Consider the following 14645-nt stretch of genomic DNA (forward strand, 5'->3'; position numbering starts at 1 on the left):
CGGGGACTGCCCGGCGGGCTGCGGTCGGGGAGCCCGGCGGGGGGTTAGCGGGCCGGCGCAGGGACGACGGGCAGCTGCAGGACGAAGCGGTGCGGGGGGCCAGGATCTAAGGATGCCGACCCGCCGCTGGCCTCCGCCAGGGTCCGCACCACGGCCAAGCCCAGCCCGCTGCCGGCCACCGACGGATCCGCGCCGGCCCGCTCGAAACGCTCGAAAAGCCGGGACCGGTGGCTCTCCGCCACGCCCCGCCCGGCGTCGCCGACCGCCACCCGGACCCTCCCGGCGCCGACGCTCACCTCGACGGTGTAGGGCGCCGACCCGTGGATCCTGGCGTTGGTGAGGTAGTTGGTGACCATCTGGTGCAACCGGCGGGGGTCCACGAAGACCTGCACGTCGGGGTCGCAGACCACCGTGACCGACGCCGGGTCGACGCCGTCGTCGGCCACCACCTCGAGGAGGGCGTCTCTCAAGGAGAGGGTGACCGGACGCAGCTGCAGCAGGCCGGCCCGGCCGGCGGCGAGCAGCAGGATGTCTTGGAGCAGCCCGTCGAGGCGGTGGGCCTGACGGACGATGGTGTCGAGGGCGTCGTCGAGCTGCTGCTCGCTCAGCCGCCCCCGGCGGTCACGGACGGTCTCGGCGAACCCGACGATCGCGGCGACGGGGCCGCGCAACTCGTGGGCGCTGAGGGCCAGGAGGTCGTCGGCCTCTCCGAGGTGGTCGGCCCGGGATGCCCCGTCGTGGTGCTCGATCCGGTGGTTGGTCATCTCGCGCGTCCCTGCCCCTCGCCCAGGAGCATGCCACGTCGCCGCCGGCGCGTGCAGCCGAGCCCCGGCAGGTGACAAATGTCAGGCCCGCCTCCGGACGCCGCGCACTGGGCGCAGCTGCGACGATGCCTTAGGCTGGAGGCCGGGAGGTCGACATGAGCCAACGGATGCCCGACACCATGCGCATCGGCGATGCGGAGCGGGAGCAGGCCGCGGAGGATCTGCGCAGCCACACCGTCGCCGGTCGCTTGAGCATGGACGAGTACGCCGAGCGCCTCGACGCGGTGTACGAGGCCAAGACGTTCGGTGACCTGCGACCGGTCATGGCCGACCTGCCGCCGCTTCGCGCCGACGGCCCGCCGTCGGCCGCGGCCGCCGCCCCCGCCGGCCCGTTCGTCGGGCCGCCACCGGCGCCCCCTGGGCCGCACGCCTCCCGCCAGGCTTGGGCGCCGCCGGTGGCCTGCGCCGGGCGGGGCGGCGGGGCCGGGTCCGTGTGGATGCTCTGGCTGGTCGTGGCCATCGCCTTGACCGCCGCCACGCACGGCCTGGCGTGGCCGGTGTGGTTCCTCGGGCCGTGGTTTTGGGGTTCGGCGCTGCGCCGGAACCGGTCCCGTTCCCGCCGGCTGGGCAGCGCCCAGCCCCGCTGAGGGAGGTCGTCCCCGGCGGACTGGTCCCCGCCGGCCCGGTCCGGGAAGGATGGCGCCCATGGCCGTCCCGTCCTCCCTGTCCGGTTCGGGGCAGGAGCAGCCCCTCGACCGCCTCCTCGAACTGCTCGACCTCGAGACGATCGAACTGAACGTCTTTCGCGGCTACTCGCCGCCGGAGACCAAGACCCGGGTGTTCGGAGGCCAGGTGGCCGCGCAGTCGCTGGTCGCGGCGAGCCGGACGGTCGACCCGGCGATGCCGGTGCACTCGCTCCACGCCTACTTTCTCCGGCCTGGCAACCCGAGCATGCCGATCGTCTACGAGGTGGACCGCCTCCGCGACGGCCGCAGCTACACCACCCGGCGGGTGGTGGGGATCCAGGGGGGCAAGGCGATCTTCAACCTCCAGGCCAGCTTCCACGCCCCCGAGGCCGGCTACGAGCACCAGGCGCCGGCGCCGGATGTGCCCGGACCGGACCAGGCCGTCCCGAGAGACGAGAGCGACCTGCCCGAGGACGTGCGGCTGGACTTCCTCCACTCGGTGCGGCCCATCGAGGCCCGGACCGTCCCCGACGACGACCCGTACCATCGGCGGGTGTGGATCCGGGCCAACGGCACCATGGGCGACGACCCGGTCCTGCACACCTGCGTGCTCACCTACCTCTCCGACCTCACCCTCCTCGGGGTGACCGTGGGTCCTCATCTCGCCGACAACGAGCGGCCCGGGATGATGGCCAGCCTCGACCACGCGATGTGGTTCCTCCGCCCGTGCCGGGCCGACGAGTGGCTGCTCTATGACCAAGAGACCGCCTCCGCCTCTTCGGGGCGGGGCCTGGCCCGGGGTCGGATCTGGACCCGTGACGGCGTGCTGGCCGCGTCGGTGGTACAAGAGGGCGTGATCCGCCCGCCCAGGTGACTCTCAGGCCGGCACGGCTTAGGCTCGCCTCCATGGCCGTCCCCGTCATCGAGACTGACCGCCTGGTGCTGCGCCCCTTCGTCCCCGACGACCTCGACGCGCTGGTGCCCCTCCACGAGGAGGAGTCGTTCTGGCACTTCCCGCTCGGCCGGGGCCAGACCAAGGCGGAGACCGAGGAGTTCCTCGAGCGGACCCTCGCCCGTTACGACGAGGAGGGCCTCGGCGTCCACGCTGTCGTCGAGCGGTCGTCGGGGCTGCTGGCGGGATGGGCCGGCCTGTCGGTGCCCCACTTCCTGCCGGAGGTCCTGCCGGCGGTGGAGGTCGGGTGGCGGCTCGGCTCCGCGTTCCGGGGTCGGGGTTACGCCACCGAGGCCGGCGCGGCCACGATCCGCTGGGGGTTTGAGAGCCTCAACCTGGACCGGGTGGTCAGCATCTACGAGCCGGGCAACGTGGCTTCGGGCGCGGTGATGGAGCGCCTCGGCCTGACCCTCGACCGGATCACGTCCCTGCCCCAGAGGCAGCTGGACGTCCACGTCTTGGTCCTGACCGCCGGCCGGTGGGAGCAGCTCGTGCACGCCGGGGCGTGGCCCGCGCCCCGCCACGAGCACCGCTAGACGCCAGGCGGTCCCGGCGGCCGGGCGCCGCTGGCTGGCAGACTCGCTGGTCATGCGAGCGGTGGTGTGCAAGCAGCTGGGAGCGGTGGCCGACCTCGTCGTCGAGGACGTCGAGGACCCCGTCGCCGGGGCCGGTGAGGTCTTGGTGGCGGTCGAGGCGGCCGGGGTCACTTACGTGGACGCGCTGCTCGTCGGCGGCCGCTACCAGTTCCCGGTCCCGGTGCCCTTCGTCCCCGGCGCCGAGGTGGCCGGCCGGGTCGCGGCGCTCGGCGAGGACGTGTTCGACCTGGCGGTGGGGGAGCGGGTGGTCGCCCAGGCCCGCACCGGCGGGTTCGCCGAGACGCTCGTCACCGGCCGCGGCCAGGTGTGGCGGCTCCCCGACGGCGTCGCGGCCGGCGTCGGCGCCACCGTCTTGCAGAGCTACATGACCACCGTCTACGAGCTGACCCGGCGCGATCCGCTGCGGGCCGGGGAGAAGATCCTGGTCCTCGGGGCCGGCGGCGGGGTCGGCCTGGCCGCCGTCGACGTGGCCGTCGGACTCGGCGCTCAGGTCATCGCCGCCGCGTCGAGCGCCGACAAGCGGGCCGCGGCGATGGCCGCCGGGGCGTTCGCCGCGGTGGACACCCTCAACGAGGACCTGAAGACCAGGGTCCGGGAGCTGTCAGGCGGCGGGGTGGACGTCGTGGTCGACCCCGTCGGCGGGGAGCTGGCCGAGCCGGCGCTGCGGGCGCTGGCCTTCGGTGGCCGCTACCACGTGGTGGGTTTCGCCGGCGGTCCGATCCCGAAGATCCCGCTCAACTTGGTGCTGCTCAACAGCCGGACGGTGGTCGGCGTGGAGCTGGGCGGCGTGCTGCCGCGCCGCCCGGGCCTCGGCCAGGAGATCACCGAAGAGGTGCTTTCCGGGGTCGCCGACGGCCGGTTCCACCCGACCGAGCCGAGGATGCTGCCTCTCGAGCAGGCCGGCGAAGCGCTCGACGCGCTCCTCGGCCGGCGGGTCACCGGCAAGCTGGCCCTGGCCCCCAGCCTGGCACCCGGGTAGGTCGACCCGGGCCTGCTTCAGCCGGCCAGCGGCACGAACGTCCCGCCCTTGTAGGCGAAGGTGACCTGCTTGGCGCCGCCGGTCGCGCAGGTCGGGGTGCAGGAGTTGAACGTCGCCGCGATCGTGGTCTGGCGCACGATGGCGTCGGGGACACCGATCACCGTCCCGGAGGGAGCCTGGAAAGGCACCGCCCGCCACTTGCCGGTCTGGTCGGAGACGATCGTGGTGATCAGCGCCGACGCCGACGCGGTCGTCACCGCGTAGTCCGGGTCGGCCGATCCGGTCAGTGCGGTCACGGTTATCGGCGTGGCGTGCTGGCTGGCGGGAAGCAGCAAACCGGTGCTGCCGTCGGCGCCCAGCGGCACGCTGGCCTGAGGCTGCCACGCCCCGTTCAGGTACTGGTACACGTCTACCACGACGGTGCTCCCCCCGCCGGACTGCGCGGCCGGGTGGTCGATCGCCGCGAACATCGACTTGTCCTGGCCGGCGATCGGGCTCACCGCGTAAGTCGGGCCCAGGGTGGCGGCGATCGCGTTGAGAGCAGCCTGCGGGGTCGGAGCCACGGTCGTGGCGGGAGGCGGGACGGTGGTGGTGGTGGTGGTCGTCGCGGGCAGCGTCGAGGTCGTGGACGGCGCCGCGGTGGTGGTCGTCGCAGCCACCGTCGTTGACGGCGCCGCAGTGGTCGAGGACCCCGACGCGGTCGTCGAGCCGTTCGAGTGGGTGGCGAGGAGCACCACGACCACGATGATCGCGATCGCCAGCACCCCAGCGGCAGCCAGCAGCGCCCGCTGGCGGGCGTCGCGCCCGGCGCCGTTGGGTCCCGGCCCGTCTCCGTAACCGCCCCCGCCCAACCCGGGAGGGGGTAGGGGCGCGCCGCCCCCGCCGCCACCGGCCGCGGGCTGCACCCGGGTCGGGTCGGCGCCGGCCACGCTGGGCTCGCCGCCACCTCGAGCGGGCTCGCCGGCGCCTGCAGCGTCAGCGCCGAAGATCACCGTGGGGTCGTCCTCGGGTCCTCTGGGTTCGGTCATGTGATCGTCTGTTCCTGGCTCATGCGGTGGGGCGCGCCGCGCCACGCGGACACCGACCGGTGGTCGCCACCGGCGCAGCGGCGGGAGGACTCAGCCGACCCCGCCGGCCGGCGCCTGCTGGCCGAGTACCTCGAGGGCCCGGTCGGCGTGGACGCTGGCGCGCAGCTCGGAGCGCACGACGTCAAGGACTCGCCCGTCGCGGCCGATCACGAACGTGGCCCGCTTGTTCGGCAGGCCAGGGAGGCTGCGGTGCACGCCGTAGGCCTTGGCGACGGTGGCGTCGCGGTCTGAGAGCAGCGGGAAGCCGAGCGAGTAGGTGTCGGCGAACTGCTTCTGCTTGTCGACGTTGTCGGCCGAGATCCCCACGGGCTGGGCGCCGAGCGCGTCGAACTCGGCCTTAAGGTCCCGGAAGTGGCAGCTCTCCTTGGTGCACACCGGGGTCATCGCCCCCGGGTAGAAGAAGAGCACGACTGGTCCGCGGGCGAGCAGGTCCGACAGGCGCGTGGTCGTGCCGGTCTCGTCGGCCAGCTCGAAGTCGGGCGCCTGGTCTCCGGGCTTCATCCCCCGAACCCTACGACCCGCAGCGGCGCGGGTGGTGCACACCGGGCACTTCCTCCGCCGTTGGCTGAGCCCAGGATGACTCCGGTCTTCCCCGGACGGCCGGCTCCCGGTCGGGAACACCCTCGACGCCGCCACCGGCCTCGGGGGACAATGGCGGGATGGGCCGCAGCTACGACAGCATCGATGACCGGATGGCGGAGTGGGTGCAGAGCCAACCGGTGTTCTTCGTCGGCACCGCCCCGCTCGCCGAGGACGGGCACGTCAACGTGTCACCGAAGGGCAACCGCGGGGAGCTTGCCGTCCTCGACGAGCGCCGGGTGGCGTACCTGGAGCAGACGGGCAGCGGGGTGGAGACCATCGCCCACCTCCGAGAGAACGGCCGCATCGTCATGATGTGGTGCGCCTTCGACGGCCCGGCGCGCATCATCCGCTTCCACGGCCGGGCCCGCGCCGTCGTCCCCGGCGAGGACGGCTGGGACGGCTTGGCCAGCGCGTTCCGTTCACGCGGCGGGGACCCCGACGGCATCGGGGTGCGCAGCGCCATCGTGATGGACGTCGAACGGGTAGCCGATTCCTGCGGCTACGGCGTGCCGCTCATGAATTTCAGGGCGCACCGCCCGGCGATGGACAACTGGGCCAGAGGTAAGGGTCCCGACGGCATCGCCGCCTACCAGTCAAAGAACAACGCTCGCAGCATCGACGGGCTGGCCGGACTGGCTGACTGACCCTCGCCGGGGGCGGCCAGTACGGCACCCGGAGGTTCCGGGTCGCTATCGGCTGACGCAGCGAAAGCCGATATGACTGGTCGAACTGTCGGCTGGTTGAGCTTGGCGGGCGGCGGGCCGGTAGCGGCGGCAGTAGTTAGGGGCGCAGAGGAATGACCCACCTTTGACGATCCATCGTTCATCCTCTGGCTCGGCGGTGCTGGGCGAGCAGCAGGATCGTGGCCGGTCCGGCTGCGAGGGGGTGGCGGTCCATTCCCAGACGTTGCCGATCATGTCGAACAGTCCGTAGCCGTTGGCCGGGAAGCATCCGACCGGGGAGGTTCTGTCATGCTCACTGTTGAGGCGCTGGTAAGGAAACTGTCCTTCCCAGGTGTTTGACATCCGCCGGCCGCCCGGGTTCAGCTGATCCCCCCAGGCGTAGGGGGCCGAGGGGAGCCCGCCGCGAGCGGCGAGCTCCCATTCGGCTTCGGTCGGCAGTTGCTTCCCGGTCCAGGTGGCGTAGGCACAGGCGTCAGCGTGAGCGACGTGCACAACCGGGTGATCCCAGCGTTCGTCGAGGCTGCTGGCCGGCCCTTCGGGATGAGTCCAGTCTGCGCCTGGGGTGTAGGCCCACCAGTTGCGGATGTCGCGCAGGTCGACCGGCCGCTTCGGGGGGACGAACACCGACGATCCCGGGACGAGTAGCTCGCGGTCGGCGTCGGGGTAGTCCTGGGAGGAGGGATGGCGCTGGGCCAGTGTGACGTAACCGGTGTCGAGCACGAACCGGGCGAACCGGCGGTTGGTCACCGGGTGGCGGTCGATGGAGAAAGGCCCCACGGTGACCTCCCGGACCGGTCGTTCCTCGGGATAGAAGTCGTTCGATCCCATGAGGAACGTCCCGCCCCCGAGGTCGACCATCTCCGACACCCCCGAGGTGATCGTGTCGGTCACGCCGAGGTCCTCTCGGGGATGTGATCGATGGCCGAGCCAGGCGGGATGAGCGCCTCGGTCCTGACGCTGTCCTCGAAGGAGCGGATGATCCTGTGGGCGTGTTGCATGACCCACCACCGGACATGGGTCTGGTTGACCGCTTCCCGTTCCTTGGGGTCCTCGAGCAGGTTGATGATCCGGGCGAAACCGAGCGGCATCTCGGGATCATGGAAGTGCTGCTGGCGTTTGAAGTTGATCTTGAACTGGGACCATTTCACGGCGTGAAGTTCGTCGTTCAGCCAGACCATGCAACCCTCCCGGTCGGATCTCTCCTCACCGGTGAAGAAGTCCCTCTGGTCGCGACCGTCGATGAGCCGGTCGTCAGGTATCTCCGCCCCGGCCCAGCGCACGAGGGTGGTGAACATGTCAGTGACGTGCACCATCTCGTTGCTCTCCCGGACCGGGACCCGGCCGGGCCAGCGGATCAGGCACGGGGTGCGGATCCCCCCCTCGGCAGAACTGAAGTAGGAGCCGTCGAAGAACCCGGCCGTGCCGCGGCCCAATAGGTGATCTTCAGGCCCGTTGTCGCCGGCGAAGATCACGATCGTGTTGTCCACCACGCCGAGTGCTTCGAGCTCGTCAAGCAGGCTGCCGAAGTCGTGGTCGAGCTGCAGTAGGCAGTCACCCCATTCGCCGTTGGTGCTCTGACCGTGGAACTCGGGACGGGCCACCATCGGGAAGTGCATGAGCGAGTGATTGTGGTAGAGGAAGAAGGGCTTGCCGTCGGCCACGGAGCGGCGCATGAAGGCCTTGGCTCGCCGGTCGTATTCGGCGTCCACCTCGCCTTTGAGTTTCTTCGTCAGCTGCTGGTCCAAGATGGGCTTCACCCCATCGGCTCTGGTTCCTTCGTACATGTACGCGTAGCCGTCGCGTTCGCCGTCGTACCAAGGGTCGTCGGGCCACAAGCATTCGTCGTAGGTGCGCGGCGGACCGTACCACTCGTCGAATCCGTGGTCGGTGGGCCAGCGGCCGTCCTCGGCGCCGATGTGCCACTTGCCGTAGCAGGCGGTGGCGTAGCCGGCCCGGGACAGGATGTCGCCGATGGTCTCCTCCCAGGCCACGATCCCGCCAGCGTTGCCGCCCAGGGCGATGGTGTGGTTCCCCGAGCGGATTGGGTACCGGCCGGTCATCAGCGCGGAACGAGTGGGGGTGCATTGCGGCTCGACCACAAAATGCGACAACTTCAGGCCTTCCCGGGCGAAGGCATCCATACGGGTGGTCTCGGCGCCGCGGAGGATTCCGCCACCGAAGCAGCCCAACTCTCCGAGTCCGAGGTTGTCGACGTGGAAATACAGAATGTTCGGTGCCTCAGGCACGACAGGTCCTTTCTAATCAATCGTTCCCGGCTACGCCGGGGTCTGGTGGAGGGGTCGTAGTGGAAGAGTCGGCCGATCCCGGCAGGTCGCGGGACAGGGTGGTGACCAGCTGGAGACGGTCCGCTCGGTAACGGATGGCCTCCAAGTCGAAGGGGCTGTCGGCGTCCAGAAACGTGAGGCGCTGCAACAGCAGGAGCGGGGATCCGGCCCGGACCTGTAAAAGCTCTGCCACCGTGTCGTCTGCGGGAACCGCCTCTATGGTGACCTCGGCTCGAGACAGTCGGTGGCCCAGGTGGCGCTCCAGGAGAGCGAAGATGTCGGTCCGGGCAAGGTCGTTGCCCAGTAGCACTCGTCCCGCCGCGGGGCGGAGGTAGCTGGTCTCCACCGAGAGCGGGACGCCGCCCACGGATCGGAGTCGCTCCACGAACACCACCTCCGAGCCTTCGGCCACTGCCAGTTGTCGGGCCACGAACAAGGTGGCGGCCGCCATCCGAGCGGCCAGTACCCGATTGACGACGGGGAGTTGATGGCCGGCCATTGACTCGGCCAGCCCTTCTAGGCGATCCAGGTGCTGACGGAGCTTCGCCCCGGTGACGAAGGTCCCAGCGCCGGGGATCCGGGTGACCAGACCTTCCGCCCGCAAGAGATCCAGTGCTCCGCGGACTGCGTTGCGGCTGACGCCCATCTGGGCGGCCAGCGCCGTCTCGGTGGGCAGCATCGGCCGGGGGGCGGCCAGACCCCCGAACGCCCCGTCGAGGATCTGCTGACGCAAGGTGTCTCGGATCCAACGGGCCGCGTCGGCCCGGCGCCCCTCGTACTCCGGGGTGAGGCTCCTCACCGACCGGCGATGGGGTTTGGGGGGCACGCAGTCATGATGACCACCCAAACCCGGCCCGGCGGTTACAGGCGAGTTACGCCACTACGACAATGCACGTCAGAGCCGGTCGGGCCCTTGAAATCAGCGAAAGAAGCGGCGTAACGCCACCAGCGAGGGGGAGCCGTCCTTCGCTGTCTCGTTCGTGCGTCTGGGCCCGGGAAGGTGGCGCAACGACGGCTGCGGCCGGTCCCCCGGCAGGTCAATGACCTGTATCGGGGGCGGTTTGGTGGCGCAACGACGCGTTCATCACCAGGTAACGAGTCACGAACAAGTTGCGGCCACCCTCCCGGTCATGCCCCCCCAGAACGCGAAGGCCCAGATGACCAGCGAATCCATCGACCTGGTCCGGCCATCCGCCCCTCCCCTCACCGAGACGCTGCCACGGTGGAGGACCAAAGGAAGCAGGGCGCTGCAAGTCGGCCGCCGTGAAGTTCTTGCCGGTCTTGTCGGAGCATTCGCCCTTATGCCGGAGTCGATCTCATTCGCGGTTGTGGCCGGACTCAATCCCCTGGTCGGGGTGCTCACCGCCGCCACCATGGCGATCGCGACGTCTGTGCTGGGAGGCCGACCGGCCCTGGTCTCAGGCGCCGCCGGCTCGGTCGCCCTGGTCGTGGCACCTCTGGTGCATCAGCACGGTCTGTCCTACCTGTGGAGCACCCTCATCCTGGCTGGCGTCCTGCAGATCGCGGCCGGGTTGGGTGGCGTGGCCCGACTCCTTCGGCGGCTGCCGAGAAGTGTGATCACCGGCTTCGTCAACGCCTTGGCAATCCTCATCCTGTCGGCTCAGCTGCCCAACCTGACCCACGTTGCCTGGCCCACCTACGCGCTCACGGCCATGGGCCTGGGGTTGGTGGTGCTCATTCCACGATGGGTGCGACCGGTGCCGGCCCCGTTGATCGCCATTATCGCGGTGACTTCGGTGAGCGAGCTGTGTCACCTGCAGGTGGTCACCCTGGGCCAGAAAGGGGACTTGGCTCATTGGACGTTTCCCCACCCCGCCTTCCCCCACCTGCCGTGGTCAGGCTCGGTGATCGCGACCGTGGTGCCCTATGCCGTGGCCGTGGCTGCTGTGGGTCTCCTCGAATCTCTGATGACCGCCCAGCTGGTCGACGAGTGGACCGCAACCTCCAGCTCCAAAGCGCGGGAATGTTGCGGCCAGGGCGCTGCCAACATCATCACTTCCTTTTTTGGGGGCATGGGCGGCTGCGCCATGATCGGCCAGACCGTCATCAACCTGCGCAGCGGCGGCCGCACCCGCCTGTCTTCGTTCACTGCCGGCGTGGCCATATTGGTTTTCGCGACGCTGGTCAAGGGCCAGCTGTCCCAAGTGCCCATGGCCGCGCTGGCCGCAGTGATGATCGTCGTGGCCGCCACAACCTTCGACCGGGACTCCATCCGCCCCAGCAGGCTCCGCCAGACCAGCTGGGCGGACAGGATCGCACTGATCGTCACCGTCGCCTCCACTGTGGCCACCAGCGACCTGGCCATCGGAGTCGTCGCCGGGGTCCTCGCCTACGCGACTACCAGCCGGCTCCAGAGAGGCACCGGTGGGTGGTTCTCTGAGCCGGAGCACGGAGAAGCGCCTCGAGTCGAACTCCCGGTCGACCGGTAGGGCCTTCTGGTGGTGGGGCCATACGGTTATCACCTCAGGCGGTTCTACGAACGCGGCCGAGCTGGCGGTCACCGGCCGATCGCCCTGGACGGAGGGACCAGTGCAACGTCGGAAACCGTCGGGGCATCCGAACGTGGGAGTCCCTCTAGCGGGATCAATCCTGGCGGGTCAGTCACCTGGAATTCGGCGAAAGAGCTGGGCCGCCCGGATCATCTGTGGTGGCGGAGCAGTGGCGTAGGACCCCCCGTTGCTGGCGTCATCGGTGGCGCTGTGGTGGCGTAACTCCCGCTTCACGAGACGACACATCGGGTGAAACATTCGACCCGGAAACTCCTTGCAAGAGGGCCGCCCGAATCGGCCCTACCGACCGCCACCGCCGAGGAGCGAATGATGATCAGAAGTGGGCCGACTGAAGCACTCACCGCGACAGGATCAGGCCTGCCGCTGGTCCTACGAAATGCCGACGACGTCGTCCGTGCTGTCGACACCGCCAACGCAGCCGCCGATCCGGCCCAGCGCCGACGGGCGGCTCGCCAGACCCTGCTGGTGATGATGATCGCATTGGGAGGAGTGTTCGTTGATGCCTACGACTTCTCCAGCATGAGCATCGGGACTGTGCAGCTCAAACATGTGTTCCATCTGACGAGCACCCAGGTGGGAGAAGTCTCCGCGGCGATGGCGGCCAGCGCCCTGTTCGGGGCCCTCATTGGCGGATACTTCGTCGACAAGCTGGGCCGGCGTCGCATGTTCTCCCTGGACCTGTGGCTATTGGTGGTAGCCGCCATCGGCGCCTCCCTGGCTCCCAACCTTCCCACTTTGGTGGCCTTCCGGCTCCTGATGGGCATCGGCGTGGGTCTGGACTTTCCTGTCGCACTGTGTTTTGTGGCCGAGTTCTCTGACAAAGCCCGACGGGGCCGGTTCGTCAACTCCAGCTATGCCAACTGGTATTTGGCGGCCATCCTCGGATATGGCGCCGGCTGGGTTGGCTACGAACTGGGTGCGGGAGGATCGCTGTGGCGCATGGCCGTCGGTTTCGGCGCCGTGCCGGCGGCGGTCCTGCTGTTCCTCCGTTACCGCTACATGCTGGAGAGCCCGCTGTGGGCTGCCCATCAAGGAGACCTGAACGAAGCGGCCCGGATCCTGCGTCGCACCCGCAACCTGGAGGTCGAAGTGGACCCTGTCGCCGCCCAGACGGTGGCCGCGACCGTGCGGGCCCGGCCCGATGCGAAAGCAACCGTCAAGATTCTCTTCAGTCGCCGCTATCGCAGCCGGGCCACTCTCTCCGCGGTGCTGGGCTTTGCGCAGAGCATCGAGTACTACGCCGTGGTGTTCTACCTGCCGGTCATCTCCCAGGTTATCTTCGGGCAAAGCCTCCTCAAAGCCCTCCTGGGCGGGGCGATCTTCAGCGCTGTCGGCCTAGTCGGTTCCAGCGTCCAGGCTTGGATCTGCGATCGCACCGGCATCCGCCCCCTCGCTCTCCTCGGCTCTGTGCTGGCCGCCATCGGCCTGATCGGGATCGGCGTGGGTCACGCCGCCCACAGCGGCCTCAGCGAGGCGCTCATGGTCGGCCTGTTCATGCTCGGCCATACCGTCGGTCCCGGCCCGCAGTGCATGGCGTATGGGACGCTGTCGTTCCCCACTGTGATCCGCGGCTCGTCAGTCGGTTGGACCCAAGGCATGCTCCGGATCGGGAGTGTCATCGGGTTTTTGATCTTCCCGATACTGCAATCGGCCCTCGGGTTCTCCGCCACCTTCGCCACCTTGGCAGCGTGCCCCTTGGTCATACTGGTCGCCGTCCTGCTGATCCCTTGGGAACCGATCGGCGTCGACGTCGAGAGCGAGTGGGCCGACCAGCACATCGACCTGAACCTGGCCGATCCCTCCAGTCGGCTCATCCCGGCCGCTTTGCCGACCTAGTCGGGACTTCCTGGCCTGTCAAACCCGACCGCTCTGCGCCGCCCTGACGGACGGATCCGGCAGCGGTCGGGTTCGACGGGCCAACCGGCCACGCTGACCACGGCCGCTCGCAGTGCTTGGTCGGATCTGACCTCCGGATCGCCAGACCGGGGAGGGCCCGGCTCAACACCTTGGACGCCGACGGCGGTCAGTCATCAGGCCCGGTGCCTTCGGGTCGCGGTGGCGAGGCGGACAGGTTGTAGGCGTTGGCGGCGCTACTGGCCGATGTGAAGCCCGCCGTCCACCCTTACCGTGGCGCCGGTGGTGAAGCTCGATGCCGGGCTGGCGAGGAACAGCGCCGCGGCCACGATCTCCGTCGGGTGGCCAGGCCGGCCGATGGCGCTGTCGACGTGGCGGCGGTTCTCTTCGGGCCACGCCTTGGCGATGTCGGTGAGGAAAGGCCCGGGTGACAGCGTGTTTACCCGGACGCTCGGGCCGTACTCGGCGGCCAACGAGCGGGTCATGGCATTGAGGGCGGCCTTGGCGCTGCCGTAGGGGACGACTTCCGGCAGGGGCTGCAGGGCTCCCGATGACGAGACGTTGATGATGACCCCGCCATTTCCCTCCCGCATCCGGTGGGCGACCTGGCTGGCGAGGCGGAACGGGCCCTTGAAGTTGAGGCCTACCACGCTGTCGAACAGCTCCTCGGTCACCTCGTGGCTGGCCACCCGGGGGCTCATGCCGGCGTTGTTGACCAGGATGTCGACCCGGCCGTAGGCGGCGTAGACCTCGCTGATCGCCCGGTCGATGCTGTCCCACTTGGCCGCGTGGAGCTGGCAGGCCATGGCCTTGGAACCGAGGGCGCGCATCTCCTCGGCCACCGTCTCGCAGTTGTCGAGCTTCCTGCTGGCGATGATCACGTCTGCGCCCCGTTCGGCGAAGGCCCGGACCATCTGGTAGCCGAGGCCCCTGCTGCCGCCGGTGACCAGAGCCACCTTTCCGGTCAGGTCGAAGTACGGGTCAGGTGTCATCGGTGCTCCTGTTGGTCGGGCCGCCGGCCACGGTGGCGGTCGAGGACGTGAGGCCGATGCCGGAGAGGCAGAAGGCGATCAGGTGCTCGACGTCGGCGGGGTCAGGGATGATGCCGTGCTGCAGGGCGGTGCGCATGCGGCTCCCGACGGCGTGGCCGATCACCGCCGCGTCGCGGGCGGGGTGGGGGCTTGGGAGTTCGCTCAGCGGCCCGATGAGCAGGTGTGACAGGGCGCCGTCGGCGTCGAAGGGCTCAGCGCGGGCGGGGACCCTCCCGCCGTTCCAGAGCACCGCCCTGGTGCTGCGGGCCACCTCGGGGTCCACCGCCTGCGACATGATCGCCTCGATCCAAGCCCGGATCTTGCCTTCCGGCGTCGTCGCTTTCTGCATCCTGTGCTCGGCGTAGCTCACCAGGCGCCAGGTACCGGCCTCGACTATGGCCTCGACGAGGTCCTCCTTCGAGGCGAAGTGGCGGTAGAAGGCGTCCCTGGACAGGCCGGCTCCCTCGATGATGTCGGCTACCCGCGGGCTCTTCGTCGTGCCCAGCCGGCGCATGACCTCCAGCCCGGCGTCGAGGAGCCGGCGCACCTCGTCGCTGTAGGCCTCCTGGTGGCGGGCCAGTGCTCGGCGGGTGGCCTTGTCGATCACCCGATCC

At 69.7% G+C, this 14645-nt stretch carries 15 protein-coding genes; 7 read left to right on the forward strand and 8 right to left on the reverse strand.

The features are described 5' to 3' along the window. Positions 1-44 precede the first annotated feature (44 nt). Positions 45-764, reverse strand: a complete 720-nt coding sequence (locus tag K6U06_RS02580) for a sensor histidine kinase (RefSeq protein ID WP_262320323.1) — start codon at positions 762-764, stop codon at positions 45-47. A gap of 155 nt (positions 765-919) precedes the next feature. On the opposite strand from K6U06_RS02580, the gene K6U06_RS02585 reads away from it, so the two are divergent. From K6U06_RS02585 to K6U06_RS02600, 4 genes are read left to right on the forward strand one after another with little or no spacing between them, the layout of a single operon-like run. Continuing rightward, complete coding sequence (locus K6U06_RS02585; RefSeq protein ID WP_262320324.1) at positions 920-1411, forward strand: DUF1707 domain-containing protein; 492 nt, start codon at positions 920-922, stop codon at positions 1409-1411. Between the two features lie 58 nt (positions 1412-1469). Continuing rightward, entirely contained in the window at positions 1470-2324 is an 855-nt protein-coding gene (locus K6U06_RS02590) for an acyl-CoA thioesterase (RefSeq protein WP_262320325.1), read from the forward strand. A 32-nt stretch (positions 2325-2356) separates the two neighbouring features. After that, positions 2357-2938 carry a GNAT family N-acetyltransferase gene (locus K6U06_RS02595; protein WP_262320326.1) on the forward strand — a complete coding sequence of 194 codons (582 nt, stop codon included), beginning with the start codon at positions 2357-2359 and terminating at the stop codon, positions 2936-2938. Between the two features lie 52 nt (positions 2939-2990). Next, positions 2991-3977: a zinc-binding dehydrogenase gene (locus tag K6U06_RS02600; RefSeq protein WP_262320327.1), complete on the forward strand. Its 987-nt coding sequence runs from the start codon at positions 2991-2993 to the stop codon at positions 3975-3977. 17 nt (positions 3978-3994) lie between these two features. Here the strand turns inward: K6U06_RS02600 and K6U06_RS02605 are convergent, their stop codons facing one another. Both K6U06_RS02605 and K6U06_RS02610 read right to left on the reverse strand, forming a co-directional pair. Continuing rightward, positions 3995-5005, reverse strand: coding sequence for a hypothetical protein (locus K6U06_RS02605; RefSeq protein WP_262320328.1), 1011 nt, complete (start codon positions 5003-5005; stop codon positions 3995-3997). 90 nt (positions 5006-5095) lie between these two features. Then, positions 5096-5566, reverse strand: a complete 471-nt coding sequence (locus K6U06_RS02610) for a peroxiredoxin (RefSeq protein ID WP_262320329.1) — start codon at positions 5564-5566, stop codon at positions 5096-5098. 158 nt (positions 5567-5724) lie between these two features. Between K6U06_RS02610 and K6U06_RS02615 the strand changes: the two genes are divergently transcribed. Beyond that, positions 5725-6291, forward strand: a complete 567-nt coding sequence (locus tag K6U06_RS02615; protein WP_262320330.1) for a pyridoxamine 5'-phosphate oxidase family protein — start codon at positions 5725-5727, stop codon at positions 6289-6291. Positions 6292-6336: 45 nt separating this feature from the next. On the opposite strand, the gene K6U06_RS02620 is transcribed toward K6U06_RS02615, so the two are convergent. From K6U06_RS02620 to K6U06_RS02630, 3 genes are read right to left on the reverse strand one after another with little or no spacing between them, the layout of a single operon-like run. After that, positions 6337-7188: a formylglycine-generating enzyme family protein gene (locus K6U06_RS02620; RefSeq protein WP_410050968.1), complete on the reverse strand. Its 852-nt coding sequence runs from the start codon at positions 7186-7188 to the stop codon at positions 6337-6339. 29 nt (positions 7189-7217) lie between these two features. Continuing rightward, positions 7218-8576, reverse strand: coding sequence for an arylsulfatase (locus K6U06_RS02625; RefSeq protein ID WP_262320332.1), 1359 nt, complete (start codon positions 8574-8576; stop codon positions 7218-7220). Positions 8577-8592: 16 nt separating this feature from the next. Next, positions 8593-9441 (reverse strand): GntR family transcriptional regulator, encoded by an 849-nt coding sequence (locus tag K6U06_RS02630; protein ID WP_262320333.1) that lies wholly within the window; start codon positions 9439-9441, stop codon positions 8593-8595. A gap of 331 nt (positions 9442-9772) precedes the next feature. Here K6U06_RS02630 and K6U06_RS02635 point away from each other — a divergent pair, with 331 nt between their 5' ends. Both K6U06_RS02635 and K6U06_RS02640 read left to right on the forward strand, forming a co-directional pair. Continuing rightward, the gene (locus tag K6U06_RS02635) at positions 9773-11065 is read left to right on the forward strand and encodes a SulP family inorganic anion transporter (RefSeq protein ID WP_262320491.1); all 1293 of its coding nucleotides are present in this window, start codon (positions 9773-9775) and stop codon (positions 11063-11065) included. A gap of 390 nt (positions 11066-11455) precedes the next feature. Further along, a complete protein-coding gene (locus tag K6U06_RS02640) occupies positions 11456-12982 on the forward strand; it encodes an MFS transporter (RefSeq protein WP_262320334.1) in 1527 nt (508 codons plus the stop codon). Positions 12983-13236: 254 nt separating this feature from the next. Here the strand turns inward: K6U06_RS02640 and K6U06_RS02645 are convergent, their stop codons facing one another. Together K6U06_RS02645 and K6U06_RS02650 are read right to left on the reverse strand one after the other, a co-directional pair. Beyond that, on the reverse strand, positions 13237-13992 hold the full coding sequence (locus tag K6U06_RS02645) for an SDR family NAD(P)-dependent oxidoreductase (RefSeq protein ID WP_262320335.1): 756 nt from the start codon (positions 13990-13992) through the stop codon (positions 13237-13239). Then, the gene (locus tag K6U06_RS02650; protein WP_262320336.1) at positions 13982-14638 is read right to left on the reverse strand and encodes a TetR/AcrR family transcriptional regulator; all 657 of its coding nucleotides are present in this window, start codon (positions 14636-14638) and stop codon (positions 13982-13984) included. Before K6U06_RS02650 ends, K6U06_RS02645 begins: the two co-directional genes overlap by 11 nt. Between the last annotated feature and the right edge of the window lie 7 nt (positions 14639-14645).

This window comes from Acidiferrimicrobium sp. IK (assembly GCF_025499425.1).
Classification (GTDB): Bacteria; Actinomycetota; Acidimicrobiia; order Acidimicrobiales; family Palsa-688; genus Acidiferrimicrobium.